The sequence below is a fragment of the Acidipropionibacterium jensenii DSM 20535 genome (assembly GCF_000425285.1).
Taxonomy (GTDB): domain Bacteria; phylum Actinomycetota; class Actinomycetes; order Propionibacteriales; family Propionibacteriaceae; genus Acidipropionibacterium; species Acidipropionibacterium jensenii.
Genome location: NZ_AUDD01000015.1, coordinates 41,804 through 66,466, shown reverse-complemented (window position 1 = coordinate 66,466; position 24,663 = coordinate 41,804). Strand labels below are relative to the sequence as shown.

Below are 24,663 nucleotides of genomic sequence, written 5' to 3'. Positions count from 1 at the left end.
CCGGTTCCTGGATGCGTGTGTGGTAACCCACATCCTGCCGGAGGCCTCCCCCCTCAGCTCAACTGTTCACAACGTCCCGGGGAAGTACACCTAGGGTGCGCAGTGACTCGACGCGGAACAGCCGGCGCAGGTCGTCGGGCTCGTAGCGCCGGTAGCCGGTACTGGTTCGCCCGGAGGGACTCATCAGCCCGATCCGGTCGTAGTGACGCAGCATTCGGACACTCACTCCCGAACGCTGCGACACCTCGCCGATGAGCATCAGATGGCCCCCCTCACTCGGGTGCTCCCATCACTCGGGCGTCCCCATCACCCAGAACCTCAGCGCCTCCTCGCGGGCGGCGTCGAAGCCGAGATCGGGGTCGGCGATGAGCCGCTGGATGGTCTCGGCGTGCAGCGCGGCCTCCGACCCGGCGGTCTCGGCCGCCTCCGCCAGGACGGCCTCACCGGCCTCCCCGAGTGACAGGTAGGTCCGACCGAGACTGAGCTGCATGGTGTGGTCGCCACGGCCGAGCTGGCCGGCCAGACGGCGGGCGAGGTGTTCCTCCTCGCCCGACGGGACCAGCGCGGCGGCCGCCCGCCACGCGGCCAGCGCCACCTCGTCGTCGGCCGATCCGATGAACTCGTCGGTGACCGCCGGCCAGCCTCGCGGGTCGCCGACCTTCGAGAGGGCGTGGAGCGCCTGGGCGCGCGCCTGCGGATTGGCCGAGTCGAGTTCGGCGAGCAGAGCGGGGACCGTCCGGTCGGCCGGATGGCTCAACAGGGCCCAGACCAGCATGTCGCGGACGAAGAAGTCGGGTTCGACGCCGGAGCGGCGGATGAGGACCGCCACGTCGCCCGGCTCGGGGCGGCTGCCGGCGATCATCGCGACCTGGAGTCGCCTTGATGCCGAGACCGACTCCAGGGCCTCGGCGAGCTGAGTGGGTGTGTGGTGAACATCAGTCATCGGGGTGACCTCCTGACTCTCACCGAACAGCCTGACACCGTGTCAGGGTCAATCGACGACGCTGCGCTGTGAGCGAGACAGGTTCCGGTTCGCCCGGGCGGTCGTCACCGCAGAGTCCGGGCGATCGTCAACCCAGAGGCCGGACGGCCGGCACTGCAGGGTCCGGTCGCGACGCGACGACTACGGTGGGCGCCGTCGTCACCAGCGAGACGACGTCACACCGAAGGAGTCCCGAGATGACCGAGAACACCCAGGACAGCCAGTTCGCCGCCGATTGGAGAGTCTGGCACGAGGAGCGGGAGACGGCTCGCACCGACCCGCTCGGCATCCTCGCCGCCAGCGGCCTGTACTTCCTGGACGCCGACCCGCTCACCGTTCCCGGGGTGCCGGGCAGCTGGAGACTGGTCGACGGTCAGCCCCAGGTCGAGCTGACCGAGGGACAGACCCTCACCGACGGCGACCGGGTCCTCACCGGAACCGTGCCCCTGGGCGACCGGATCGCCGACGGAGGGGCCGAGCTCGGGTTCACCGACGGCGATGCCCACGGCCTGGCCGAGGTGGCCTGGCGCGGATCCTCGGTGCTGCTGAGGCCCCGCCTTGATGACAGCGAGTATCTGGCCCACTTCCCGGGCACCCCGACCTTCCCGCCCTCCCGCCGGTGGCAGGTGCCCGCCCATCTGGAGGCCTTCCCGAAGAACCATCAGGAGACGGTCGGCGCCGTCATCGAGGGTCTGGAGCACCACTACTCCTCCCCCGGCGTCCTCACCTTCACCCTCGACGGTGTGGCCTGCCGGTTGACGGCATTCACCGGCGGCCGCGACGGCTTCCTCATGGTGCTGTTCCGCGACGCCACCAGCGGCAGGACCACCTACGGGGCGAGTCGGACCCTCGCCGTTCCGGCACCGGACGCCGAGGGCAACACCGTCATCGACTTCAACCGGGCGGCGAACCTGCCGTGCGCCTACACCGACAACGCGACCTGCCCTCTCCCGCCGACCGAGAACAGACTCCCGGTGGCCGTCGAGGCCGGCGAGAAGGTCCCGGTGTCCCGGGTCTCCTGACACGGTCCGGGTCCGGCCCCGGACCGTGTCGGGGCCGGCGTCGAACCGGCCTCCGAGCGGTTCGGATCCGACGCCGGAGCGGTTCAGGACCAACGTGGTATCTATCGGGATGAGCCCTCAGGCGAACCGGTCCAGCCGCTGACGATGAGCCCGGTAGGCGCCGGTGATGAGCACCGCCGCGACCACCCCGTGAAGGGCCATCAGAGAGCCGGCCGCGGCGGTCGAGACCGCTCCCAACGGGGCCAGCATCGACAGCACCGCCACGACGATCGCCACGATCAGCCATATCCTCAACCCGTGGGCCGAGAGCCGCTCGAGCAGGCGCAGCACGAGGAGGCCGGCGATGCTGGTGGCGGCGGCCGTCAGCGTCACCGAACCGGCGCTCACAGATATCGTCTGGCCCCCGGTGCCGACGGACAGGTCGACCCCGGCCACCGGGGCGACCATCACCCAGGTGATCATCGCGCAGATGATGGTGGTCACGATGACGGCGAGATCGTTGGCGAGCAGCTGACGCCGCGCGGTGTGTCCGGATATGTCGGTCATGTCACTCATGCCTCCACCGGGCGCCGACTGCAACGTCGTCAGGGCGGAACCGGCCCGAGAGCCGACTCGCAACGGTTCGCCGCGCGGTGTGTCCGGAGATCGAGAACGCTGTGGGTATTGCGCGGAGGCTACCACCGCTGTGGCGCGTCTCAAGTGGCTGCCAGCAGCGTCTCCATCCGGGCGTAGCAGGCCTCCATGCCATCGACCATCCCGGTGCCCAGGATCATGTCCCTGGTGACGGCGTCGGGGTACTCGATGACTGTGGTGATGACGGTGACGCCGTCCTCCTCGGCGAGAGTGAGGTCATTGACGGTGGTGGGGCCATCGGTCCCGGTCATCCGTTCGGAGGTGACTGCCCGCAACGGCTCATCGCTCAGCAGCAGCTCCCCCTCGAAGCCGAAGGGCTGGCCCTCCACCCCGGGACCCGGGGTCCAGCCGAAGCGGTATCCCTGACCGACCTCGGTGGCCACCTGGCAGGTGGTCATGGACCAGCCATCGGGCCCGAGCATCCACTGCGTCATCAACTCCGGGTCGTTGTGGGCCCGCCAGACGAGCCCTCTCGGGACGTCGACGGCCCGGGTGATGCGCACCAGGGTGTCGGTGAGGAGCTCGAGCCGGGTGCCCTGGCCCCTGAACCACTGGCGCAGGCCGGCCAGGACGGCGTCGATCTGACCCATCGCGAGCCTGGTGCCCTCGATGACGCCCATCTCGATCACCTTGCGCAGACCCTCCAGGGATCCGAGGACCGAGGTGCAGGTCATCCGGGTGCCCTCCTCGGTCGGCTCGAAGACGAAGGTCATCCGCATGGCGGGCATCCCGGGGACCGGGGTGCCGTGCTCATCGGCGAAGGAGTCGGTCACCTCGAAGCGGCGCTCCGGGTCGATCTCCAGGAAGTCCCAGCGGGCGTATGACCTGTCCCCGCGGGGGCCGGTCATGTGGTAGAGGGCGCGGCCGCCGACCCGGTGGTCCCACTCGGTGAAGGTGGCGGGGTAGGTCGGCGGACCCCAGAACCGCTCCAACTGGCGCGGATCGGCGTAGGCCTGCCACACCCGGTGGACGGGATGGGGGAAGTCGGCGGTGACGGTGAGGGTGAGGTTCGTCTCGTCGGCGACGATGTCGGTGACGGGCATGTTCGGCTCCTTGAAGAGTCTGCGATGCAGGGATGCGCGGGGACGCTGGAAATCGGCTCAGTCGGTGGCGGGGTCTGCGAGGAGGGCGTCGAGTCTGTCGACGCGCCCCCTCCACAACTCCTCGTACTGCTCCAGAAGTGCCCGCACCTGGGCGATCCTGCGGGGATCGGCGCGGACCAGACGGGTTCGACCCGACGTTCTCTTGGCGATGAGCCCGGCCTCCTCCAGGACGGCCACATGCTTCTGGACCGCCGCGAAGGACATCCGGTACGAGCCCGACAGCTCCGAGACGCTGACCTCCCTGGTCATCGTCCGGCGCAGGATGTCACGCCTGGTCGACGCCGACAGGGCGTGGAACAGGCGATCGGTCTGAGCCTCGCTCAACTCACTTTCTACAACCATTTGGTTGCATGTTACCCGCGTTCGGCCCCGCATCAAGCGCATCGGGCCCCTGTCCGAGACATCATGCCTCGGGGACCACGGACCTGCCCTGCGCGTCGCTGAGCCTGGCGGCGTCCAGCACGGCGATGGTGTGCAGCACCTCCGGCAGCAGCACCGGGGGCTGCGCCCCGTCGGCCACCGCCGCGTGGAACTGCCGGTAGAAGTCGGCGTACTCGCCGGCCGCCGAGGGCACCTGATGGGCGCCGTCGGCGGTGACCAGGGTCCCCCAGCGATCGGGCTCCTCCACCCCCCAGACCCCCTTCGGGGCGGTTGCCGGACGCAGGCCCGACGTGAGCTGGTCGGTCTGGCGGTCGCTCATGTGGGACTCGTAGTAGCCCTTGGCGCCGTAGACGGTGAACTCCTTGGCGGTCCGGCGGCACAGTTTGGAGGCCGACACGTCGCTGAACACCCCGGACGCGTGGTGAAGGCCCAGCGAGAAGCCGACGTCGACGCGCCCGTCGGGGGTGTCCACCCAGTCCAGATGTCCGTCGACCCGTGCCACCGGACCGAACAGCCGGATCGCCTGGTCGACGACATGGGCGCCGAGATCGCGCAGCAGGCCGTGCTCGGGGCCGACCTCCAGTCCGCCGGGCTCGTCGAGGTCGAAGACGATCCGGGAGCGCCACGGTGCCCCGAGGTCCCCGGAGGCCAGGACACCCTGAAGGGTGATCAGATCGGTGTCGTACCGCCTGTTCTGGAAGACGCACAGCACCTTGCCGGCGGCGGCCGCCGCCTCGGCGAGCTCCTTCGCGCCGGCCAGGTTCGGGGCGAAGGGCTTGTCGGCGACCACGTTGACGCCGCGCTCCAGAGCATGGAGGACCAGTTCGCGGCGGGTCTGGGGAGGAGTGGTGATGGTGACGGCGTCGACCCCGGCGTCGATCAGATCGTCCATCGAGTCGAAGGCGGGCACCCCCGGCGCCTCGCCGGCCAGCACCTCGCGCCGCGCGGGATTGCGCGTCACCACGCCGACGATCTCCCACTCCTTGGCAGCCTGGATGTAGGGAAGGTGGAACAGGTGGCCGCCCACCCCGTATCCAACAAGTCCGATACGCATGCGGAGTCTCCTTTGAACTCGTGCAGACCGGTGGGCACACCGCCCACGTGCCCACCCACGCTATATGACAGGTCATTTCCCTGCCACAGTGACATGACCCTCCCCGCGGGCACGGTCCACCGCACCTCCAGGCCGGGTTTGCCGCACCGGACGGCAGCGGCACCCTCTACACTGGCGCCAACCTCGGCCGGCTGCCGATCGGCGGCGGTGTTCAACCCGAAGGAGCACGCAGCAGATGAAACGATTCCTGCGGGGTACGAGTGTCTTCGTGGTCATCGAGTACCTCATCAAGGTCTTCGCGATCGGTGTGGTGCCCGAGAATCGCCGGCCCTCCTCGTCGACGGCCTGGCTGCTGCTGATCCTCTTCCTGCCGGTCGTCGGCGTCCCGCTGTTCCTGATGTTCGGCAGTCCCTTCGTCAACGGACGCCGGGCGCGCATCCAGGCCGAGGCGAATCTCCTGCTCAAGAACGGCACCGACGGCGTCCCGAACTCTCCGGAGTCGGTCACCCTGCCGCAGGGGCTGGCCGACATCATCGAACTGTCCCGGTCCCTGACCTCGCTGCCGATGGTCACCGGCGTCAACCACGGCGTCACGATGGACTACGAGGAGAGCATCGAGCGGATGACCCGACTCGTCGAGACCGCCCAGGAGGCGGTCGACGTCGAGATCTACATCATGGCCCGTGACGACACCACCCGGCCCTTCTTCGAGGCACTGGCAGACGCCGTCAAGCGCGGTGTCAAGGTGCGGGTGCTGCTCGACCACATCGGGTCGCGCAAGTACCCCGGCTTCCACCAGCTCCTCAGGGACATGACCGCAGCCGGCATCGAGTGGTACCTGATGCTGCCCTTCCTCCCCCTCCAGGGGAAGGTGCGACGGATCGACCTGCGCAACCACCGCAAGCTTCTCATCGTCGACGGCCGGGTGGCCGCGATGGGGTCCCAGAATCTCATCGAGGCTCCCTACGGATCGGCCAGGAATGCCCGATTGGGCAGACGCTGGGTCGACATCACGATCGAGCTCACCGGCGAGATCGTCTCCTCCCTGGAGGCGATCTTCATCGTCGACTGGTACACCGAGTCCGGCGAGATCGTCGACATGCACGCCTACCGCGGACTGGGCGATCCGGACGCCGACGCCCACCTGCTGCCGACCCGCCACGGCCCCCGCCGGGCGGTCGGCGGCAATGTCAACGCCGTGCAGCTGATCCCCTCGGGACCCGGCTTCCGGACCGATCCCAATCTGCGCACCTTCGCCTCCCTGATGTATCTGGCCAAGCACCGTCTGGCGATGGTCAGCCCCTACTTCGTGCCCGACGAGTCCCTGCTGGCGGCGGTCACCACGGCAGCCCTGCGCGGGGTGTCGGTCGAGCTGTACGTCAGCGAGGTCGCCGACCAGTTCATGGTCGACCGGGCCCAGTCCTCCTACTACCAGGCCCTGCTGGACGCCGGGGTGAGGATCTACCGCTACCCGGCCCCCGAGGTGCTGCACACCAAGAGCTTCCTGGTCGACGACGAGATCGCCGTGATGGGGTCCTCGAACCTGGACATGCGCTCCTTCGGCCTCAACTACGAGATCAGCCTGCTGGCCTACGGCGGTGACATCGTCGAACAGCTGCGCGACGTCATCGCCGACTACGCGTCCCGCAGCAGCGTGCTGGATCCCGAGCGGTGGTCCGACCGCTCGGTGGCCAGGCGGTACACCGAGTCGGTGATGCGCCTCACCTCGGCGATCCAGTAGCTGTCTGCCAGACCCACGGGCCCCAGAACACTCAGGGCATCGGTCCTCAGATCCGCGACCGGGAGACCGTGGGTCGGTGGTCCCGGGAGCCGGTCGAAACCGGGCGCCAGGCGAGCAGCGCCGCGACCAGACCGAGGACGCCGACGACGACCAGGACCACCGCCACGGCCGGCAGGCCGATCGCCGCACCGAGGGCGCCGGCGAGCGGGTAGGTGATGAGGAAGCAGGCATGGGACAGCGAGAACTGGGCGGAGAACACCGCCGGCCTGGTCTGATCCTGGCTGTTCCTGCGCAGCAGCCGCGAGGAGGGCGTGAGGATGGTGGAGGTCGCGGCCCCCAGCAGCGTCCACACGACCAGGAGCGCCACCCACTGACCGGAACTCGCCGGCCGTGCGATCACCCCGGCGGCCACCAGCAGCAGGACGGGCAGGGCGAGTCCCCCGGCGACCATCACCCTGCGGTCGGGGAGCCGGTCGAGCAGTGCCGGCATCCCGAGCGCCACCACCATCGACCCTGTGCCGTAGACACCCAGCAGCAGTGCCACATCGGACTGCGACCGCCCGAGATGGGCCTGGACCAGCACCACGGTGTTGACGATGACCATCGCCGTGGTGGTCGCCACCACGAGGTTCAGTCCCATCAGCCCGCGCAGCTCGCGGATCCGCCAGAACAGCCGCACGCCGCGGGTGAGCCGCTCCAGGAAGGGTGCGCTGGGCGGGACCTCGATGTGCGGGAATCGGGTGGACGCCACCAGCACCGCGGACCCGATGAACCCGATCACCGTCCCGACGAACAGGTTGTGGTAGCTGATCACCGTCAGCAGGACGGCGGCGAGCATGGGGCTGAGCACCGACTCCAGATCGTAGGCGAGCCTCGACAGGGACAGGGCTCGGGTGTAGTCCCCCTCGTCGGGAAGCACCGAGGGGATCACCGCCTGGAAGGTCGGGGTGAAGGTCGCCGAGGCTGACTGGAGCAGCAGGATCAGGATGTAGATCTGCCACGCCTGGGTCACCATGGGAAGGGAGACCGCGACGCCGGCGCGCACCAGGTCGGCGCCGATGAGCACCGGTTTCCGGGACAGCCGGGCGACCAGTGCGGTGGCGAGCGGGGCGACGGCGACATAGGCGACCATCTTGATGGTCATGGCCACGCCCATCACGATTCCTGCATCCCCCCTGGCGATGTCGAAGGCGAGCAGCCCCAGGGCCACCGTGAGCAGACCGGTCCCCACCAGGGCGACGATCTGTGCGCCGAAGAGTTTCGCGTAGCTGGGGGTTCGCAGCACGGAGATCATGACTGGCTCCTGTTCCTGGATGACAGCTGGCTCATGGGCGCACCGAGTGGTGGTGCGGAGGGAGATGCCCGTCGGCGACCGCGTGCTCGGCCTGCTTGACCGCCTCGAGGACCAGGGTCACCGCGTGCTCGTCGGTGAGTCGGTAGAGCACCCGGGTGCCCTCCTGGCGGGTGGTGACCATCCGGGCCAACCTCATCCGGGCGAGATGCTGGGAGACGCCGGAGGGCCTCCTGCCCACGATCTGGGCGAGGGCGTTCACCGACAGCTCCTCGGCCCGGCGAAGCGCGAGCACGATCCTGATCCGCGTCGGGTCCGACAGCAGTCCGAGCACCTCCGCCGCCAGGTCGATGTACTCGGGCGACGGTTCCTCGCCGCTTGTCTGCATATCCGCATCCATACGCGGGTACTAACAGTTGAAGGACGGCCCGGACCGCCGACCGACCTTCGCCCGACTGATTCCTCGGACCAGTCGTGAGGGCCCGTCTCAGCGGTCAGAACGGCTGCCACAACGGTGTGTACTGAGCACCGTGACGACCGACACCCGCGTGAACAGGAAGACTCGAGCGACGTCGACGGGCAGCACCGGACTGATCTGGGGCGCCCTCGGCGTGCTCGGGTTCTCCCTGACCCTCCCGATGACCAAGGTCGCGGTGTCGCAGTTCTCTGCCGTCTTCGCCACCTCGGCCAGAGCGGTGATCGGTGCCGTCCTGGCGGCCCTCACTCTGCTGGTGCTGCGCCAGACCCTGCCCTCGAGGCGTCAGTGGGTACGGCTCACGGTGATCTCCTTCGGCGTCGTCCTCGGGTTTCCGTTGTTCACGACCCTCGGCCTCACCACGACGTCGGCATCACACTCGGCCGTGGTCGTCGGTCTCCTCCCGGCGGCCACCGCGGTCGCCGCCTCCATCCGCGGGCACGAGCACCCCCGCCCGGTGTTCTGGGTGTTCACCGCAGCCGGCGCGCTCACCGTGGTGATGTTCAGCATGATGCAGAGCGCCTCGATGCACCTGGTTCTCGAGCCGGGCGACCTGTGGCTCTTTGCCGCGGTCGTCGCGGCGGCGGTCGGATATGCCGAGGGCGGTCTGGTGTCCCGGGAGCTCGGCGCCTGGCAGACCATCTGCTGGGCGCTGCTGCTGGCCGCTCCCGTGATGGGCACCCTGGCCCTGGTCACGGGTCTGCGCGAGATCCACACCCTCCCCGGGCCGGGCCCCTGGCGGCGCTGGGCTACCTCGGCGTCGTGAGCATGTTCGTCGGCTTCATCGCCTGGTACCGGGGGTTGGCGATCGGGCCGATGACCGCCGTCAGCCAGACCCAGCTCCTTCAACCCGTGCTCACCATGATCTGGTCGGCCCTGCTGCTCGGCGAGACGATCACCCCGCTGGTCGCCCTGAGCGGCGCGAGGATCATCCTTCTGGCCTGGGCAGCCGTGCACACCCGGAGCAGAACCAGATCCTGAGGATTCCCCGCGAACAGACTGGCATGACATGACCCAGACGGGTGCTAATTTCTGCCGCCCTCGGCTTCATCCTTACTCAGGGGGACAGGACGCAGCGATGAGCAACTACGTGAAGATCTACCGGGAGCCCAGGGATCCTCGCCTGGGCCGCAACGTCAACCACGATCCCCGGTCCTGGGACTACGCGTTCAAGGCCGCCGACCTCAGCACCCTCACCTCGGTGCGTCACACCTCTCACATCCCGACCTTGAACCAGGGCGACCTCGGCTCGTGCACCGGCAACGCCGCCGCCAAGTGCATCTCCTACCTCCCGTTCTGGAGCCAGCCCGAGGTGCAGGCGGTGCTCAGCGGTGACGCCGACGCCGACCAGCGCTATGCGGTCGGCATCTACTCCGATGCCACCAAGATCGATCCCTTCGAGGGCACCTACCCGCCCACCGACACCGGGTCCGACGGTCTGTCGGTGGCGAAAGTGCTCAAGACTCGCGGCCTGATCAGCGGGTACGAGCACGCCTTCTCTCTGAGTGCCATGCTGACCGCGTTGGCCGATCATGCGGTCATCGTGGGTACGGAGTGGCGCCAGGACATGTTCGACCCGGCTCCCGACGGGCGTCAGACGATCACCGGTCGGTTGGCCGGCGGCCACGAGTACTGTCTCGACGAGCTCGACGTCGAGCATGAGCGGGTCTGGATGCAGAACTCCTGGGGCGAGGACTGGGGCCTGCAGGGCAGGGCCTACTTCAGCTGGGACGCCATGGAGGTCCTGCTGAAGGCCTCGGGGGACTGCACGATCTTCGCTCCCCTGGCGACCCCGCCGCCTCCTCCGCCACCCCCGGACGACCAGGCCCAGTTCGTGGCCGCGGCGAAGTCGTGGTTGTCGCTGCGGCACTCGTCGAAGTCGCACAAGGCCTTCGCCGCCGATCTGAGGAAGTACCTCGACACCCTGAAGACCGACACCCCGTAATCCACCGACCCGCCATCACGGGACCGGCCAGCATCGGAGGTCACCCCGTGCACCACGACGGTGCCCGGGGTCCTCAGGGCTGTGCCGGTTCCGGCTCGGACGGCGCCGCCGAGCTCGTTGTCGCCGATCCGCCCTCACGAACCGCGGCAACCGACTTGACGACCGCTGCTGCCACCGGAGGGCCGAGCACCATCCCGAGCATCCCTGCGATGGTGCCGCCGACGATGGTGGCGAGCAGCACGACGACCGGGTGGAGGGACAGCGAGCTGCCCAGAGCCCACGAGCCCACAGCGCTCTGAATCGTCCCATTCGACACCAGCAGACTGATGCCGACGATCAGCGCCCCGGTCGGACCGGCAGATCCAAAGGCGATCAGAATTGCGAAGGCCCCGGTGATCCAGGCACCGACATAGGGATGAAGGAGAGGAAGAAGTAGAGGATCGAGATCGGCAGGATCAGCGGCACCTTCAGGAACAGCAGCGGCAGCAGGAAGATCGGCGCGGTGATGATTGCCGTCAGCGCGGTACCTCTGAAGTACCCCTGCACAGCGGTCTGCGACAGGTCCTTGATCCTCTCGACGAGCACCGGGTCGGTACCCGTCACCCGCGACAGCCACTCGCCGAAGCGCCGGAAATCCTTCAGGACGAAGAACAGGAAGAAGAGACTGAAAAAGGTGCCGATCACCATCGAGACGCCCCCGGAGAGCGTGCTGATGACCAGGCCGAGGATGCCCTCGCCGAGTCGCGGGGCATACCCGTAGGCGGCCTCGCGGATCTGATCGAGAAGGACTGCATCGAGATCGAGACCTCGCGCCCAGCTGACGAAGGCGTTCCAGCCCGTCATCACCTGTTGAGTGATCGCAGGGAGTTGCTGAATGAAGCCGACGACCACCAGCCACACCATGGCGGCCGCGACAAGAACCGCGGAGACCAGGCCGATGACCGCCGCCAGGGCCGAAGGCACCCTGCGGCGTTCGAGCCAAGAGACCCACGGCTCAAGCACGATCCCGAGGATGGCGGCGACCACCAGGGGAACGAGGATCCCGGAGAGTGCGCCAATAGCGGCCGCGACGACCACAATCAGCACGACGATGCCCAGTGCCGACCACGCGGTGACGCCCGCGCGACGAATCCGCTGCGAACGCAAGGGCCCGGTACGCCTGCTCTCCGACATGCTGCACGCTCCCTTGACTCGTCAGCATCACCACATCACTGTGCTTCCACCCGGTTGACACGTTCGCCTCACCCTAGTGGACCGGGGCTGTCGGCCGGGAGATCGCCACTGGTCTCGACCCGGTCCGTCCATTCCCGCCGGTGGTCGGCCGGGATCCCGGGGCGCACTGTCGAGCGGCGATGCACGGTCAGCCCGGGCACGCATCCGGTATGGAGAAGGCCAGCTCACCGGGCACAACACCCGGCCAACCGGCCTCTGATCTACTGGTGGAGCATAGGGGATTCGAACCCCTGACCTTCTCATTGCGAACGAGACGCGCTACCAACTGCGCCAATGCCCCAAGGACCGCGCTCACGCTACCACAGGGGTCTCGCAGCGCCAATCCGGGCTCATGCCGACCGGCGGCGGAGGGCCTCCTCCGGCTGCTGCTCGACGGTCGACCCCTCGACGACCGTGGGGAGATGGGCCCCGACTGCCTGGGGATGCTCGGCGGTCACCGGGGTGCTGGTCTGTCCGGCCACCGGTCCGGGGGCGGACAGGTCGATGGTGCGCACGGTGCGCGCGGCGATCGGCTTGGAGACGTAGGTCGGGGTGGTGACCGGGACGGCGTCCCACAGCGAACCGGAGCCCGCGGAGACCGGCCCGTTCAGCTCGACCGAGTATGCGGTGGGTTCGTTCTCCTCGAGCGTGTGGTCGCTCTCGTGCTGGTGGGACTCCTCGGGAAAGGGGGCCTCTCGGCTCAGCAGCACGGTGTGCTCGTCCCACCCACGGTCGATCTGATCGATCTGCGCGTCGAGCCGGCGGGCCATCCGGACCACCGAGATCCGCGCCACGACGAAGAAGGCCACCACGAGTGCACCGGCGGCGGCAGTGAACCACCAGGACAGCACGGAGGTCAGTGCCAGCGCGGCCATCAAGGTGGTGAGAAGCATCAGGACGGCCACGGTCCTGCGACGCCGGACGGCCGCATTGGCCCAGGCCTCGCGGACCTCCTGGCGGGCGTGCGCCCTCGTGAAGGGGGTGGCGACCTCCAGATCGTCCTGGGGCTCCGCCGTATGCGCGCTGATGGTCAGGCCACCGTCGCGCACCACCGACATGGTGTCAGGGAACTCGGTCGCCTCCTCGCTCTCCTCGGCACGGTCGTGGCGACGCATCACGAACCACGGCACAAGGTAGGCGATCCACGCCACGACGAGCACTCCGACGATGATTGCTTCCACGTGGCACACGCTAAAGGTCCCGATGCGCTCCCGTCAGGCTCTTCGCCGGAGTGTCGGACATTTCGCATCACACGGATGTAATTCGGGTGCGCACATCCTATGACGCGTCGGACTGCCACCCGGCAAGCCGATTCAGGTCAGCGGAGAGCCCGGCAGGACGTGCGACGCCAAGTACTCCTGCAGCACGCCGGCCGGACGGTCGTCGCACAGCAGCCGGAACACCCGGTGGTCGGACCACTGCCCGTCGATGTGGAGGTACCGCGGACGCATCCCCTCCTCGACCAGCCCGAGCTTCTCGACGACGCGAAGACTCTTGGCGTTCTCGGGCCTGATGCAGATCTCGATGCGGTGCAGGCGCAGCACCTGGAAGCAGTAGTCGGCGGCCAGTGCCACGGCGGTGGGCACCACTCCGCGGCCGGCATACCGATGACTCACCCAGTAGCCCATCGACGCGCTGAGCGCCGAGCCGTAGGTGATGCTGGAGACCGTCAGCTGACCGATCACCGCGAGTTTCTCCGGGTGCCGGGCCGGGCTGCGGGGCCACCCGTCATCCCAGACGATCGCCCAGGGCAGGGCCACCGGCACCTTCGCCAGCCTGCGGTTGCGGGCCACCATCTGCGGGAAGCTGGGCACCCTCTCCAGGGATCCCGGCGGCCTGGTGGCCTCCCAGGGCTGCAGCCATTCGGCGTCCCGTTGCCTGATCCGGAACCACTCGGGACCGTCCGACCTCACCAGGGGCCGGAGCACCACGGCTCCCGCCCGCAGCACCGTCGGCCAGTGATGGGCCCGCGGGAGGCTCGTGCCGTAGGGCATCTGGAAGGCGCGCTGTGGCAGCGAGTCGGTCATCGTCGGTCAGTCCCGCTCCACGGCCCAGCAGGTCACGGTGTCGCCGACATCGACGCCTTGGCCGGCCGGAATCACGGCGAAGGCGTCGGCCTCGGACAGGTCGACCAGCTCGCGAGCGTCCCCACGTCCCGCGCGTGCCGCGCAGCTGCGACCACCGCGGTCGCGCAGCACCACCGGGACGAACCTCACCGGGGTGTCCGGGCCGGCCAGGATGTCGAGGGCCTCGGCCTCCACGGTCTGGCGCGCCGTCACGGTGATCCCGCCGAGCTTGCGCAGCAGCGGCGCCGCGAAGGCGTGGAAGGACACCAGTGCCGCACCGGGCCCCGGGGGCATCACCATCACCGGGACCAGATCCGGCCCGACCAGGCCGAACCCCTGGGTGGCACCGGGATCCATCGCCACCTGGCAGAAGTCGGTGGCACCCAGATCCGGGAGCAGATCGGCGACCGGATCGCGGCGCGCGGCGGCCGGACGGTTGCTGGTGATCAGCAGCAGATCGGCCCGGATGAGCTGGTCGGTAATTGCCTCGCGCAGCGCCGCGGTGTCGGAGACGTCGGCCTCGACCCGCCAGACGTGGGCGCCGGTCTCGGCGGCGGCCGCGGAGATCAGATGGGCCGTGACGTCCAGCAGGGGGACGCCGTCGTGGCCGGACTTGCCGCCGCCGGTTCCCAGCACCACCACCCGGGGGCGGGGCCGGGCCAGCACCTTGCCGGCACCGGAGTCGGCGAGCAGGGCGATGGTGGCCGGGTGCAGGATCCTCCCTCGGGACACGATGGGGTCTCCCGCGGCGAAGTCCGAACCGGCCAGCCGGCAGCCGCTCCAGGGGTGCACGGCAGCGGTGAGGCTGACCTGGCCGTCTGCGTCCAGGGACTCCTCGGGGACCACGCAGTCGACTCCCGCCGGCAGCGGATCCCCGGCTCTCACGACGACGGCGGTGCCCTGGACGACCGGGCTCGGAGGCCGCCGGTCGACCTGCAGGACCACCGGGTAGGGATTGCCGGCGCGGGTCGTGACTGCCGAGTCCAGGGCGAACCCGTCGATGACCGAGGTGGTGGTGCGCGGCACATCGACCGGAGAGGGGACGTCCTCGCACAGTTCCAGACCGAGGGAGTCGCCGATGCTCAACCCGAAGGGAGCCAGCGGCTTGACCAGGGAGAGCAGGAAGTCGCGGTGGTCCTCCAGGCTGCGCCGACCGTTCTCGTCGTCGTCGGGAGCCCCCGGCAACGCCAGCGGCGCCCCCAGCGGCGTCTCCTCGTCGGTCTTCTTCTTGCGGAACAGCGCCATGGTCCACAGCGTACGGGCTCGACGCCGCCTGAGCGGACAGGCCCTGCCCAGTAGGGTGAGGATCGTGCTGCCGATCCTGATGCCCGACGGCCGCCCGGGCTCCTCCAAGGCCACCTGGCGGGACCTGGGCCGCGCCCGTCGGGCAGCTCTGAGCGATCGCGAGCAGGATCGACGCGACCGCGGCTGGGAGCGCACCGGGTTCCGGGAGGTCCGCCGCACCGGCGCGGGCACCGTCGCGCTGTATCTGTCGCGACCGGGCGAACCCGCCACCGTGGGGCTGGCGGCCAGGCTGGCCGGGGCCGGTCTCACTGTGCTCGCCCCCGTGCTCACCGACGGGGCCGGTCACGGGATCCACGACCCGGCCTGGGCCCGCTTCGACGCCGACCGCCTCCGGGACGGACTGTGGGGAATTCCCGAGCCGGATGGCCCGGTGCTGGGACCCGATGCGCTGATCCGGGCGGATCTGGTGATCTGCTCGGCGATCTGGGTGGACCGCAACGGTCACCGGGTCGGGACCGGCGGCGGCTGGTACGACCGGGCCCTTGCGGGCAGCGGGTACCGGTCGGGCGGTGGGCACCGGTTGGACAGCGGGCGCCACCCTGTCGCCCCGGTCTGGGCGATGGTCGACGAGTCCGAGGTGGTCCCCGCTCTCCCCCACGACCGGTGGGACATCCGGGTCGACGCCGCCCTCACCCCCTCCGGGCTGCTTCCCCTGGCGGTGTCGGAGGCAGCGACACCCGCAGAGTGAGGACGCTCGGCCCGGACGTGTCGCCCGCGCGGACAGTGATGCTGAAGGACAGGACGCCCAGGAATAGCGTGGCCGGACCAGACGTTCCGCTCGTGGTCAGGGTGACGCCGGGGCGACGCCCAGCGGTCTCCGTCGGCATCGCCGGGTGGCCGGTTTCGGGCACGCGGCGCAGTCACCTACCATATTAGGGTCGCCCGATCGTGCGATCGGACCGGATCGAGGAGAGCATGCCCACCTATCAGTACCGTTGCACCGAGTGCGGACGCGATCTCGAGGTCGTCCAGCGTTTCAGCGATGCCGCACTCACCACCTGCCCCTCCTGCCGGGGAAAGCTCCGCAAGGTCTTCAGCGCGGTGGGCGTGGTGTTCAAGGGTTCTGGGTTCTACTCGACCGACAATCACACCCATGGGGCCACCGCCGCTGCCGCCCCGGCTCCCGAGCACGAGCACTCCAGCTCGACCGGCACCGCCAGCACCGCGAGCACCACGAAGGCCACCGGGTCGGACGCGACCTCCAGCGCACCAGCGTCGTCCACAGCCCCGGTGGCGGCCAACTGACTCTCGACGCACCTGTGGACAACCGCTGATTTCTCCCGGCGGCCGCTACACGTGGGGGTGTGAGAACACACCCGCACAGTGACTCGTCCACCGTCTCCACAGACCCGTCCGGCAGGCGTCCCGCCCGCGGACGGGCTCTTCACGTCCTCATCGCACGACATCGCCGCGGGCTCGCCGCTCTCCTGCTGGCCGCGGTGGTGTGGCTGATCGCGTCCTCCTCGAGCCCGAGTCCCGAGGCCGAGGTGGCCGTGGTCGCCGCCTCCCGTCCGCTCTCCGGGGGTGCCAGGATCGAGGGATCCGCCCTCAAGATGGTGCAGATGCCCCGCCGCCTGGTGCCCTCCGGGGCGCTCACCGCGACGTCACGGGCCACCGGACAGACCCTGGTCGCCGATCGGCCGGCCGGCAGTGTGCTCACCTCGGCCGACCTGCTGGGTTCTCCTCGGGCGGGCCCGGGCGGCGCGCTGACCGGGATCACGATCTCCGACCCGGCCCTGCTGGCGATGCTCCAGGTCGGTCAGACGGTCAGCGTCGTGGTGGCCGGCGACGGCTCCCGGACCGAGACCCTGGCACCCTCGGCAGTGGTCCGGACCATTCTCACCGGTTCGAGTTCCGGGGCACTGTCGACCACCGGTGACCACTCGGTGGTGGTGGTCAGCACCGATCCCGCCAGCGCGGCCAGAATTGCGACCCACGCGTCCAGTCAGGAGATCGGCGTCGTGATCACCTGAACCGGGCCCGGGCGGTTCTCCGGCCTTCCTCCGGTCGCGAAAAACGCGTCCAGAATGAGGAGTTCCTCCGACGGCAGACCTATGCTGCCGTGCTGTTGACGATAGCGTACGGGACTCACCGGGCGAGTCCAGGACCGGAGGGGTTTATGAAGGGTTTCAAAGATTTCATCATGCGGGGCAATCTCGTCGAGCTTGCCGTCGCGTTCATTCTCGGCGCCGCGTTCGGTGACGTTGTCAAGTCGTTCACGGCGATCATCATGGACCTCATCGGAAAGCTCGGCGGGACGCCGAACTTCTCCACCTTCGTGCCCTGGGGAATCCACATCGGCGCCTTCCTCACCGCTGTGGTGGCCTTCCTCATCCTGGCTTTCGTGATCTACTTCGGCCTGGTCAAGCCCTTCGAGTACGCCAAGTCCAAGCTGGTCACCGACGATCCCGACGATGTCCCCCCGACCACCGAGGAGCTGCTCGCCGACATCCGCGACCTGCTGGCCGCCAAGAATGGCAGCAACTGACCCGACAGGGTCGGCTCGTCGCGCACGAGTCCTGCCAGGTGCCCCCGCTCAGCTCTGCACGCTGTGCGGGGGCACTTCGCGCAACAGCCTCTCCTCCGCCGGGCCGATGATCCTCGGTCCGTGGTGAATCGCGCTCGGCAGCCCGTCCACGCCGAGGAGGCGCCGCACCTCGGCCAGCAGCGCCGAGTAGCGGGCGAACTCGAGACCGCTCGCCAGATCGTCGGGAAGCCGGTCCGGCCACACCAGGCGCTCCTGCTGGCAGTGCCGCCGTCTCTCCCCCAGCGCCTGCCGGTCCCAGCCCAGTGAGACCAACCAGTCGGCCACCGAGTCAGCCCGCCAGTCCGGCCGGGCCGGCGGCTCGGGCCGCTCACCGGTGAGCACCGCGGCGATCGCCTGCCAGCACTGGGCTGCCGCCCGCTGCGCGCTCACAGGGTCTCGGGAGTGATCTCGCCGGTGAGGGTGCTGCCGTCGGGCACCGTTGCCGGACCGTTGCCGGCGACCAGATGGGCCTTCCCGGAGACGGTCACCCCTGAACCGAAGGTCCAGTCCCCCGCCACCGCCAGCCGGGTGGCCGCACGCAGCGACGGCGGCTCGGGAATGCGCTTCGAGAAGTCATTGATCTTCTTGTAGAAGTGCTTGTCAAGATCGATCTCGCAGGTGGTGTCGGTGTTCTTGACCAGATGTGCGGAGTCGTCCAGGGAGTAGACGTCGCTGCGCAGCAGGAGCAACTCGTTGGTCGTCTTGACCGGCAGGAATCGCGACCGGTCCACGCAGATGCAGGTGGCCCCGTCGAATACCTCGATCGCCCCGCCCATCGCCGACTCGATCTGAATCACCGGGGTGGAGTCGGCGTCCTTGGGATCGACCGTCTTCTCATTGCGGATGAGATGGAGACCCAGCACCCCGTGGCGTTCATCGAGAACTCGACGCAGCGCCTCGAGATCGAACCAGAGATTGTTGGTGTGGAAGTAGGGATGGCGGAACTCGTCGGTGAAGTAGGACATCTCCTCGGGAGCCGTCTGAGCGGTGTCGCGCAGAATCAGCTGGCCGTCGGACTTGCGGACCGCCAGGTGCCCGCCCTTCTTGTCATTGATGGTGCGCCGACACAGCTCGGCGGCGTAGGGGGCGCCGGAGGCGGCGAACCAGCCGGCCAGCCTGGCGTCCGGGACGGCGCCGAGGTTGTCTCCGTTGGAGACCGAGGCGTACTTGAACCCCTTGGCCAGCAGCTTGTCGAGCACCCCGGAGCCGAGCAGGGCGGTGTAGAGATCGCCATGTCCGGGCGGGCACCACTCCAGGCTCGGGTCGGCCGGCCACTCCACCGGGGTGAGGTCGTCGGCCCTCAGCTTGGGCTCCTCGTTCTGCAGGAAGTCCAGGGGCAGTCCGTCGACGCTCAGCTCCGGGTACCGGGCCAGATGGGCGAGGGTGTCGTCGCGGGTGTTGAAGGAGTTCATGAACAGCAGCGGCAGCCGCGCACCGTAGGTGCGGCGGGCCGCCACCACCTGGTCGACCACGATGTCCAGGAAGGTCTTGCCGTCGCGGACCTCCAGGAGGGACTTCGCCCGGTCCAGGCCCATCGAGGTGCCCAGGCCGCCATTGAGCTTGATGATGACGGTGCGGTCCAGGGCCTGCGCCGCGGCCGCATCGTCAACATCGAGCTCGTCGAGCATCGGGGGGTCCGTGAGGGGACTGATGGTGTCCTCACGGATGAGCCCGGTGCCGCCCTCCTCGAGCTGGTGGTAGTAGGAGGTGAAGACGTCAATGGCGGCCTGGTCGACCCCGGCCTTGGTCATCTTCTGCTGTGCGGCGACAAGTCCTGCTTCGCTCATCATGGTTCCTTCCGGCTAGGCGTCAGGTCCGATCCTAGAGGCTGGCTGGCGTCTCGCGAGGCCCTACCACTAGGCTGGTCGAGGTCCGTTGCACGGCCATGATGGCCCCGTAGCTCAGGGGATAGAGCAGTGGTTTCCTAAACCATGTGTCGGAGGTTCGAATCCTCTCGGGGCCGCCACCGCGGTACCGCGCGGTCCGTCGAGACTCAGACGGCCGCCGGCACCTTGTTCGCCTCGATGGCGACGGTCCGTCCCTCCTTGGCCGACAGGCCGGCCGCCTCGGCCAGCTGGAGGGCGGCGTACCCGTCGCGCACCGACGGCGAGACGGCCTCACCGGAGGCGGCCGCCTCGATGAAGTGTCCCAGCTCGATCCGGTAGGCGTCCTCGTAGCGGTCCAGGAAGAAGTCCATCACCGCGGACTTCGCCTCGGTCTGGTTCCCCGAGGCCTTGCGCACCGCCGTCTCGGTGAGGTTGTCGGCGCTCAGCATGCCGTCGGCTCCGAAGGCCTCCAGACGCTGGTCGTAGCCGAATGCGCAGCTGCGGGAGTTGACGATGGTGGCCAGCTTGCCGTCGACCGACTTCAGCGTGACCAGGACCTGGTCGAAGTCGCCCTGGGCCTTGATCGCCTCGTCGACATTGGTACCCACCGCGGTCACCTCGGCGATGTCGCCGAGGAAGAACCGCACGGTGTCGAAGTCGTGGATCGTCATGTCCTTGAAGATGCCGCCGGACCCGGCCACGTACTCGGCCGGCGGGGCGGCAGGGTCGCGGGAGACGACGATGAGCTGCTGGAGGTCCCCGACCTCGCCATCGGCGACCCGGTGGTGGATCTCGGCGAAGCTCGGGTCGAAGCGCCTGTTGAAGCCCATCATCACGTGGTCGGCGGCGTCTCCCAGCTCGTCGACGCAGCGCTTGGCCGAGGCCAGGTCGAGAGCGATCGGCTTCTCGCTCATGACCTTCTTGCCGGCCTTCACGGCGGCCAGGATGTGGTCCACGTGGAACCGCGTCGGGGATCCGATGATCACCGCGTCGACGTCCGGGGAGGAGAACACCTCCTGGGGGTCCAGGCAGTACTTGACGCCGTACTGCGCCGACAGCTCCTTCGCATTCTTCTCGAAGGGATCACAGACCAGCACCAGCTCGGCCTGCGGGTGGTTGGCCACCGCGCGGGCGTGGACGTGGCCAATGCGGCCGGCACCGATGATTGCGATTCGAATCATGATTGAGAACACCTCTCATAGGACATCTGCACTGATGCTGGTCAGTGGCCGCGCCACCGGCGGGATTGTGGTGGTGCCCTGCGAGCAGGACTCACTGTGTCGGCACCGTCACCACGGAAATGTTAACACAATTGAGGGCGGGCCCTCCCTTGAAGGGAGAGCCCGCCCTCATCAGTACTGGGGTCGGATCAGGAGTAGCGCTTCTCCATGTATCCCTCGATCTGTTCCAGAGACTTCCCGGAGGTCTCCGGCATGATCTTGAGCAGGACGATGCCGATGACGACATTGAGGACGCCATAGATGGTGTAGGTGAGTCCACCACCGAGGCTGGCCATCATCGAGGGGAAGGTGAAGGTGATGATCGCGTTGACGACCCACATGAAGAAGATCGCCGTGCCGTTCATCACGCCTCGGACGTTGGAGGGGAACATCTCCCCCAGCATCGTCCACACCACGGTGCCATTGGTGGACTGCACGATGAGCATGAAGAGCGCCATCATGGCCAGCACCAGGTAGGCCGTCCAGGCCGGCGGCCGGGTGCCGTCAGCGATGTGCGGGGCGATCATGAAGTGGAACACGCCGGCGATCGCCAGCAGCGCCGCGGCGACACCGAAGACGTCGAAGATGAGGATCTGACGACGGCGGAACCGCAGGATCAGCCACAGGCCCAGGGCCGAGCCGATCACCGACATCACGCCATTGGCCACCTGGGCGGTGATCGAGGCGGAGGTCGTCATGCCGGCGTACTCCAGCACCTTCGGGGCGTAGTACATGATCGTGTTGACACCGGTGGTCTGGTTGACGATCGCCAGGAAGATGCCCATGAACAGCAGCTTGCGGAGCCATGGCGTCTGCCACACGTGCTTGAAGGTGCCTCTGGCCCCGGCCTCCTCGCGCTCATGGTGACGAGTCTCCAGCATCTCGGTGACCTCGTCCTCCAGGGACCCGTCCTTCTCAGGATTGCGGACCCGCTTGAGGGAGCCGATCGCCTCGCGGATGCGACCCTTGACGAGATACCACCGGGCCGACTCCGGCATCAGCCGGATGCCGATCCACAGCGCGATGGCCGGGATCGTGCAGAGCACCAGCATCCACCGCCAGGCGGCGCCGTTGCCCGCGCTGACCACCAGGTTGTTGACGAAGGCGTGGAACTGCGCGTCGTCCATCGGGCCGCCCTTGCTGGCCTGCAGGGCGAGGACCGAGTCCCAGGACCGCTGGCCGAGGCCGATGCCGTGCTGGTCGGCGTTGTGGTTGGCGGTCACCGTGATCTGCGGTCCGCCGTGCGCCGCGTTGATGACGGCGTTCATCGTGAAGGCCAGCAGCTGGCCGGTGACGATCATCAGCTGGTCGATCGCCACGATCGACCCTCGAATGCGTTTGGGGGCCGTCTCGGCCAGGTACACCGGCACGGTGGCGGAGGCGCCGCCGACGGCGAAGCCGAGGATGAACCGGAACGGGCTCATCACGGCCACGCTGGGCGCGAAGGTGGTGCCGATGGCTCCGAACAGGAACAGCACGGCGAGGATCGTGATGTTGTGACGTCGTCCCCAGCGGTCCGACATGGTCCCGCCGAGCACCGCGCCGAAGGCCGCACCGATCAGCAGAACGCCGCCGATCAGGCCCTCCTCGACCGGGTTCAACGCAAGGCCGCCGGCACCGTGCGGCATGTACATGTAGGGCAGTGCACCGGAGATGACACCGGTGTCATAGCCGAAGAGCAGAGAACCCAGGGTGGCCACCCCGGCCACCGCCAGGATGCCGCGATGCTTGCCGGAGGCCGGAGTCCCGGCCACCATTTCTGCGATGTCGGGCTCATCGGTCCCGGGGGCGGGACGTGTCGTGTCCATGGTCATGACTCCAACCTCACTCGTCGCGGCCGGTCAGCAGGGACACCGGACGCGCCGCCGCCTGAGCGCGGTCCGCGATGCAGGCGTCGACGCTGCGGTCGATCTCGGGGAATAGCTCCTGGAGACCCTGGCGGGCCCCGGTGCGCACGCTGCCCACCGGTCCGCGGGAGGGGACTCCCGCGCCGATGGCCTTCTTCTCAGTCATAACGCTCCTTGCTCAGTCCCGCGGCCCTCATTGGCCGCGGACGGTGCCCCAGTGCACCGGCACAACGATGATGCCCCATGTCATCCGAAAAGTGATAAACGTACTGACATGAAAAAACGATTCGATCGGGAGACTGGCGACTGGGTGAACGGATTGCCGGCCGAGTCGAATCGTTACGACCGCGGGGGACCCGGTCGTCGAACGGGTCACCAGCACCGCGGGCACCGTCACCGCCCGCTCGGCCCCGGGCCGCACCGGACCGCCGGCCTCCACCCGGGTACGCAGCACCCTCGCCGCCAGCCGCGCCAGCAGGGTGACGTCCTGACGGACCGTGGTGAGGGCCGTGGTGGGATCGCTGGCCACCGGCGCGTCGTCGAAGCCGACCACGCTGATGTCGTCGGGGACCCGCACCCCGATCATCCGCAACTGCCGGACCAGGCCCGCCGCGCACATGTCGTTGAAACAGGTGACCGCGGTCGGCGCGGGGGCCATCGCCCACAGCGCGTGCCCGGCCAGCACCCCGGCCTCGATGGTCGACCCGCCGGGCAGCACGCGGATCTCCCCCGCCAGCCCGTGGCGGGTCATCGCCTCCACGTACCCCTGCTCCCTGGCATCGGCCATCGGCTGACCCGATCCGCCGACATGGACGATCCGGCGGTGCCCCAGGGAGACCAGGGCATCCACCGCCCCGGCGACCCCCGAGCGCGAGTCGCAGGCGACGACATCGACACCCCCCAGTGCCACCTGTCGACACAGACTCAGCACCGGCAGGCGCCTCGCCACCGCGGCGATCTCCTGGTCGCTGAGTCCAGAACCGGTGAGCACCATCGCCTCGCAACCCTCGCGCGTGAGGTCCTCGATGCACATCTGCTCGGTGTGATGGGCGGTGGCCCCGGCCAGGATCACCTCGAGGTGCTCGCCGGACAGCCCCACGTAGAGGGCGTCGAGCAGATGCGCCTGGAAGGACTGCTCGACCTCGTAGACCACCCCCACCGACCGGGAGTGGAATCGCCGCAGTCCCGAGGCTCTGCGGTCTGGCCGCCAGCCGAGCCGGTCGGCGGCGTCGATGACCCGCCTGCGGGTCGCCTCGGAGACCTTCCCGCCGCCCGACAGAGCCACCGAGACGGTGGACGTCGAGGTGCCGGCCAGTCTCGCGACGTCGCGAATCGTGACCCTGTGCGGTGTTCGCCCCTGTGCGCCATCCACGTCGGGTGATGCTACCGCCAGCGGCAACGTCAGAAGCTGCGAGTTATTTGTCAGAACAAATTCTTCGCCGTGGGCATAGACGTGCCCCGGGTACTTGCCCGGCACGGTGTCATCCCGTATCGTCTTCCTTGTCAGGTCATGAACCTGACCCTTCCCGGAATCCCGGGGAGCGCACGAAGCCGTGCTGAGCACGGCTTTCAGCCGTGCCCGGCACTCCGATCATGGAAGCAGGCACGCACATGACCACCATTTCTCTGAACAAGTCCCTCGCGTCCAGGGGAGCTGCCTCTCGGCACTCCGTCTCCCGTCACGCCGACACTGACAGGTTCCAGCTGCCCATCGTCGCGGTCGTTCTCGTGGCCGTCTCGGTGATCGTCGCCCTCACCGGTCTGGTGATCTCCTCCGATGTGGCCGTCATCCTCGGCGGGTTCCTGGCAGTGGCCTCCTCCTTCGCGCTGGTCGCCTCGACCCTGCGCAAGGCGGTGCTGGCCCAGAACTGACCATCACAGCGGAACCGGTCGCACCCTGAGGTGCGACCCTGGCAGAGACGCAACGGAGAGTCTCACACAGCCTGCGACTCACATCGAGTCGAGACGAATCCGTCAGCACGAAGGGGCCCGTCCTGGGGACGGGCCCCTTCCATGTCCCCGGCCGCTGCCAT

At 68.6% G+C, this 24,663-nt stretch carries 27 protein-coding genes, 2 tRNA genes and 1 pseudogene; 11 read left to right on the top strand and 19 right to left on the bottom strand.

Features of this window, described 5'->3' with window-relative positions; all coding sequences use genetic code 11:
* Positions 1-58 precede the first annotated feature (58 nt).
* On the bottom strand, positions 59-259 hold the full coding sequence (locus H590_RS0110305) for a MerR family DNA-binding transcriptional regulator (protein WP_028703492.1): 201 nt from the start codon (positions 257-259) through the stop codon (positions 59-61).
* Positions 260-289: 30 nt separating this feature from the next.
* On the bottom strand, positions 290-943 hold the full coding sequence (locus tag H590_RS0110300) for a HEAT repeat domain-containing protein (RefSeq protein WP_028703491.1): 654 nt from the start codon (positions 941-943) through the stop codon (positions 290-292).
* 236 nt (positions 944-1,179) lie between these two features.
* Here H590_RS0110300 and H590_RS0110295 point away from each other — a divergent pair, with 236 nt between their 5' ends.
* Entirely contained in the window at positions 1,180-2,004 is an 825-nt protein-coding gene (locus H590_RS0110295; protein ID WP_028703490.1) for a DUF1684 domain-containing protein, read from the top strand.
* A 117-nt stretch (positions 2,005-2,121) separates the two neighbouring features.
* On the opposite strand, the gene H590_RS16110 is transcribed toward H590_RS0110295, so the two are convergent.
* The 4 genes from H590_RS16110 to H590_RS0110275 form a co-directional block, all read right to left on the bottom strand.
* Positions 2,122-2,550, bottom strand: a complete 429-nt coding sequence (locus tag H590_RS16110) for a DUF6069 family protein (RefSeq protein ID WP_051238486.1) — start codon at positions 2,548-2,550, stop codon at positions 2,122-2,124.
* A gap of 149 nt (positions 2,551-2,699) precedes the next feature.
* On the bottom strand, positions 2,700-3,680 hold the full coding sequence (locus H590_RS0110285) for an SRPBCC family protein (RefSeq protein ID WP_028703489.1): 981 nt from the start codon (positions 3,678-3,680) through the stop codon (positions 2,700-2,702).
* Positions 3,681-3,737: 57 nt separating this feature from the next.
* Positions 3,738-4,082 carry an ArsR/SmtB family transcription factor gene (locus H590_RS0110280; protein ID WP_028703488.1) on the bottom strand — a complete coding sequence of 115 codons (345 nt, stop codon included), beginning with the start codon at positions 4,080-4,082 and terminating at the stop codon, positions 3,738-3,740.
* 61 nt (positions 4,083-4,143) lie between these two features.
* Positions 4,144-5,175, bottom strand: a complete 1,032-nt coding sequence (locus H590_RS0110275) for a Gfo/Idh/MocA family protein (RefSeq protein WP_028703487.1) — start codon at positions 5,173-5,175, stop codon at positions 4,144-4,146.
* Between the two features lie 235 nt (positions 5,176-5,410).
* Here H590_RS0110275 and cls point away from each other — a divergent pair, with 235 nt between their 5' ends.
* Positions 5,411-6,916, top strand: a complete 1,506-nt coding sequence (gene cls, locus H590_RS0110270; protein WP_028703486.1) for a cardiolipin synthase — start codon at positions 5,411-5,413, stop codon at positions 6,914-6,916.
* 46 nt (positions 6,917-6,962) lie between these two features.
* On the opposite strand, the gene H590_RS0110265 is transcribed toward cls, so the two are convergent.
* Positions 6,963-8,210 carry an MFS transporter gene (locus tag H590_RS0110265; RefSeq protein ID WP_028703485.1) on the bottom strand — a complete coding sequence of 416 codons (1,248 nt, stop codon included), beginning with the start codon at positions 8,208-8,210 and terminating at the stop codon, positions 6,963-6,965.
* 31 nt (positions 8,211-8,241) lie between these two features.
* Positions 8,242-8,595, bottom strand: coding sequence for an ArsR/SmtB family transcription factor (locus H590_RS0110260; RefSeq protein WP_036981967.1), 354 nt, complete (start codon positions 8,593-8,595; stop codon positions 8,242-8,244).
* A 142-nt stretch (positions 8,596-8,737) separates the two neighbouring features.
* Between H590_RS0110260 and H590_RS16105 the strand changes: the two genes are divergently transcribed.
* The 3 genes from H590_RS16105 to H590_RS0110250 all read left to right on the top strand — a co-directional run bounded on the left by H590_RS16105 (position 8,738) and on the right by H590_RS0110250 (position 10,627).
* On the top strand, positions 8,738-9,448 hold the full coding sequence (locus H590_RS16105) for a DMT family transporter (RefSeq protein ID WP_197720481.1): 711 nt from the start codon (positions 8,738-8,740) through the stop codon (positions 9,446-9,448).
* A 2-nt stretch (positions 9,449-9,450) separates the two neighbouring features.
* Positions 9,451-9,663: an EamA family transporter gene (locus H590_RS18940; RefSeq protein WP_232021367.1), complete on the top strand. Its 213-nt coding sequence runs from the start codon at positions 9,451-9,453 to the stop codon at positions 9,661-9,663.
* 97 nt (positions 9,664-9,760) lie between these two features.
* Positions 9,761-10,627, top strand: coding sequence for a C1 family peptidase (locus H590_RS0110250; RefSeq protein ID WP_028703483.1), 867 nt, complete (start codon positions 9,761-9,763; stop codon positions 10,625-10,627).
* 73 nt (positions 10,628-10,700) lie between these two features.
* On the opposite strand, the pseudogene H590_RS16100 reads toward H590_RS0110250, so the two are convergent.
* From H590_RS16100 to H590_RS0110225, 5 genes and pseudogenes are all read right to left on the bottom strand, one after another.
* Positions 10,701-11,800 (bottom strand): annotated as a pseudogene (locus H590_RS16100) (AI-2E family transporter).
* A gap of 264 nt (positions 11,801-12,064) precedes the next feature.
* Positions 12,065-12,140: transfer RNA gene (locus tag H590_RS0110240), tRNA-Ala, on the bottom strand.
* 49 nt (positions 12,141-12,189) lie between these two features.
* Positions 12,190-13,020 carry a hypothetical protein gene (locus H590_RS19165; RefSeq protein WP_071161744.1) on the bottom strand — a complete coding sequence of 277 codons (831 nt, stop codon included), beginning with the start codon at positions 13,018-13,020 and terminating at the stop codon, positions 12,190-12,192.
* A gap of 132 nt (positions 13,021-13,152) precedes the next feature.
* Positions 13,153-13,785, bottom strand: coding sequence for a GNAT family N-acetyltransferase (locus tag H590_RS0110230; RefSeq protein WP_028703482.1), 633 nt, complete (start codon positions 13,783-13,785; stop codon positions 13,153-13,155).
* Between the two features lie 87 nt (positions 13,786-13,872).
* On the bottom strand, positions 13,873-15,150 hold the full coding sequence (locus tag H590_RS0110225; RefSeq protein WP_028703481.1) for a molybdopterin molybdotransferase MoeA: 1,278 nt from the start codon (positions 15,148-15,150) through the stop codon (positions 13,873-13,875).
* A gap of 79 nt (positions 15,151-15,229) precedes the next feature.
* On the opposite strand from H590_RS0110225, the gene H590_RS16090 reads away from it, so the two are divergent.
* The 4 genes from H590_RS16090 to mscL all read left to right on the top strand — a co-directional run bounded on the left by H590_RS16090 (position 15,230) and on the right by mscL (position 17,698).
* Positions 15,230-15,898: a 5-formyltetrahydrofolate cyclo-ligase gene (locus H590_RS16090; RefSeq protein WP_051238492.1), complete on the top strand. Its 669-nt coding sequence runs from the start codon at positions 15,230-15,232 to the stop codon at positions 15,896-15,898.
* 227 nt (positions 15,899-16,125) lie between these two features.
* Positions 16,126-16,455, top strand: coding sequence for an FmdB family zinc ribbon protein (locus tag H590_RS0110215; RefSeq protein WP_028703480.1), 330 nt, complete (start codon positions 16,126-16,128; stop codon positions 16,453-16,455).
* A 59-nt stretch (positions 16,456-16,514) separates the two neighbouring features.
* Complete coding sequence (locus tag H590_RS0110210) at positions 16,515-17,183, top strand: SAF domain-containing protein (RefSeq protein ID WP_028703479.1); 669 nt, start codon at positions 16,515-16,517, stop codon at positions 17,181-17,183.
* Positions 17,184-17,329: 146 nt separating this feature from the next.
* A complete protein-coding gene (mscL, locus tag H590_RS0110205; RefSeq protein ID WP_028703478.1) occupies positions 17,330-17,698 on the top strand; it encodes a large conductance mechanosensitive channel protein MscL in 369 nt (122 codons plus the stop codon).
* A 48-nt stretch (positions 17,699-17,746) separates the two neighbouring features.
* On the opposite strand, the gene H590_RS0110200 is transcribed toward mscL, so the two are convergent.
* Both H590_RS0110200 and H590_RS0110195 read right to left on the bottom strand, forming a co-directional pair.
* Positions 17,747-18,127, bottom strand: coding sequence for a hypothetical protein (locus tag H590_RS0110200; protein ID WP_084149440.1), 381 nt, complete (start codon positions 18,125-18,127; stop codon positions 17,747-17,749).
* Positions 18,124-19,524 carry a UTP--glucose-1-phosphate uridylyltransferase gene (locus H590_RS0110195; RefSeq protein WP_028703476.1) on the bottom strand — a complete coding sequence of 467 codons (1,401 nt, stop codon included), beginning with the start codon at positions 19,522-19,524 and terminating at the stop codon, positions 18,124-18,126. Before H590_RS0110195 ends, H590_RS0110200 begins: the two co-directional genes overlap by 4 nt.
* Before the next feature lie 103 nt (positions 19,525-19,627).
* On the opposite strand from H590_RS0110195, the gene H590_RS0110190 reads away from it, so the two are divergent.
* A tRNA-Arg gene (locus tag H590_RS0110190) sits at positions 19,628-19,703 on the top strand.
* 27 nt (positions 19,704-19,730) lie between these two features.
* Here H590_RS0110190 and iolG read toward each other — a convergent pair.
* The 4 genes from iolG to H590_RS16085 form a co-directional block, all read right to left on the bottom strand.
* Entirely contained in the window at positions 19,731-20,744 is a 1,014-nt protein-coding gene (gene iolG, locus H590_RS0110185) for an inositol 2-dehydrogenase (protein ID WP_028703475.1), read from the bottom strand.
* Positions 20,745-20,932: 188 nt separating this feature from the next.
* Complete coding sequence (locus H590_RS0110180; protein WP_028703474.1) at positions 20,933-22,540, bottom strand: MFS transporter; 1,608 nt, start codon at positions 22,538-22,540, stop codon at positions 20,933-20,935.
* A gap of 67 nt (positions 22,541-22,607) precedes the next feature.
* Entirely contained in the window at positions 22,608-22,796 is a 189-nt protein-coding gene (locus H590_RS0110175; protein WP_028703473.1) for a hypothetical protein, read from the bottom strand.
* 27 nt (positions 22,797-22,823) lie between these two features.
* A complete protein-coding gene (locus H590_RS16085; protein WP_051238484.1) occupies positions 22,824-24,002 on the bottom strand; it encodes a LacI family DNA-binding transcriptional regulator in 1,179 nt (392 codons plus the stop codon).
* A 239-nt stretch (positions 24,003-24,241) separates the two neighbouring features.
* On the opposite strand from H590_RS16085, the gene H590_RS0110165 reads away from it, so the two are divergent.
* Positions 24,242-24,502, top strand: coding sequence for a hypothetical protein (locus H590_RS0110165; protein ID WP_028703472.1), 261 nt, complete (start codon positions 24,242-24,244; stop codon positions 24,500-24,502).
* The last annotated feature ends 161 nt before the right edge of the window (positions 24,503-24,663 follow it).

Bases quoted from the DNA above. Each gene is read 5' to 3' on its own strand.
- H590_RS0110225 (WP_028703481.1), bottom strand. From the start codon at position 15,150: ATGGCGCTGTTCCGCAAGAAGAAGACCGACGAGGAGACGCCGCTGGGG.
- cls (WP_028703486.1), top strand. From the start codon at position 5,411: ATGAAACGATTCCTGCGGGGTACGAGTGTCTTCGTGGTCATCGAGTAC.
- H590_RS0110195 (WP_028703476.1), bottom strand. From the start codon at position 19,524: ATGAGCGAAGCAGGACTTGTCGCCGCACAGCAGAAGATGACCAAGGCC.
- H590_RS16110 (WP_051238486.1), bottom strand. From the start codon at position 2,550: ATGACCGACATATCCGGACACACCGCGCGGCGTCAGCTGCTCGCCAAC.
- H590_RS0110175 (WP_028703473.1), bottom strand. From the start codon at position 22,796: ATGACTGAGAAGAAGGCCATCGGCGCGGGAGTCCCCTCCCGCGGACCG.
- H590_RS16090 (WP_051238492.1), top strand. From the start codon at position 15,230: ATGCCCGACGGCCGCCCGGGCTCCTCCAAGGCCACCTGGCGGGACCTG.
- mscL (WP_028703478.1), top strand. From the start codon at position 17,330: ATGAAGGGTTTCAAAGATTTCATCATGCGGGGCAATCTCGTCGAGCTT.
- H590_RS0110250 (WP_028703483.1), top strand. From the start codon at position 9,761: ATGAGCAACTACGTGAAGATCTACCGGGAGCCCAGGGATCCTCGCCTG.
- H590_RS0110295 (WP_028703490.1), top strand. From the start codon at position 1,180: ATGACCGAGAACACCCAGGACAGCCAGTTCGCCGCCGATTGGAGAGTC.
- H590_RS0110165 (WP_028703472.1), top strand. From the start codon at position 24,242: ATGACCACCATTTCTCTGAACAAGTCCCTCGCGTCCAGGGGAGCTGCC.
- H590_RS0110275 (WP_028703487.1), bottom strand. From the start codon at position 5,175: ATGCGTATCGGACTTGTTGGATACGGGGTGGGCGGCCACCTGTTCCAC.
- H590_RS0110280 (WP_028703488.1), bottom strand. From the start codon at position 4,082: ATGGTTGTAGAAAGTGAGTTGAGCGAGGCTCAGACCGATCGCCTGTTC.
- H590_RS0110215 (WP_028703480.1), top strand. From the start codon at position 16,126: ATGCCCACCTATCAGTACCGTTGCACCGAGTGCGGACGCGATCTCGAG.
- iolG (WP_028703475.1), bottom strand. From the start codon at position 20,744: ATGATTCGAATCGCAATCATCGGTGCCGGCCGCATTGGCCACGTCCAC.
- H590_RS0110180 (WP_028703474.1), bottom strand. From the start codon at position 22,540: ATGGTGGCCGGGACTCCGGCCTCCGGCAAGCATCGCGGCATCCTGGCG.
- H590_RS0110305 (WP_028703492.1), bottom strand. From the start codon at position 259: ATGCTCATCGGCGAGGTGTCGCAGCGTTCGGGAGTGAGTGTCCGAATG.
- H590_RS0110260 (WP_036981967.1), bottom strand. From the start codon at position 8,595: ATGCAGACAAGCGGCGAGGAACCGTCGCCCGAGTACATCGACCTGGCG.
- H590_RS0110265 (WP_028703485.1), bottom strand. From the start codon at position 8,210: ATGATCTCCGTGCTGCGAACCCCCAGCTACGCGAAACTCTTCGGCGCA.
- H590_RS0110285 (WP_028703489.1), bottom strand. From the start codon at position 3,680: ATGCCCGTCACCGACATCGTCGCCGACGAGACGAACCTCACCCTCACC.
- H590_RS0110300 (WP_028703491.1), bottom strand. From the start codon at position 943: ATGACTGATGTTCACCACACACCCACTCAGCTCGCCGAGGCCCTGGAG.
- H590_RS18940 (WP_232021367.1), top strand. From the start codon at position 9,451: ATGTTCGTCGGCTTCATCGCCTGGTACCGGGGGTTGGCGATCGGGCCG.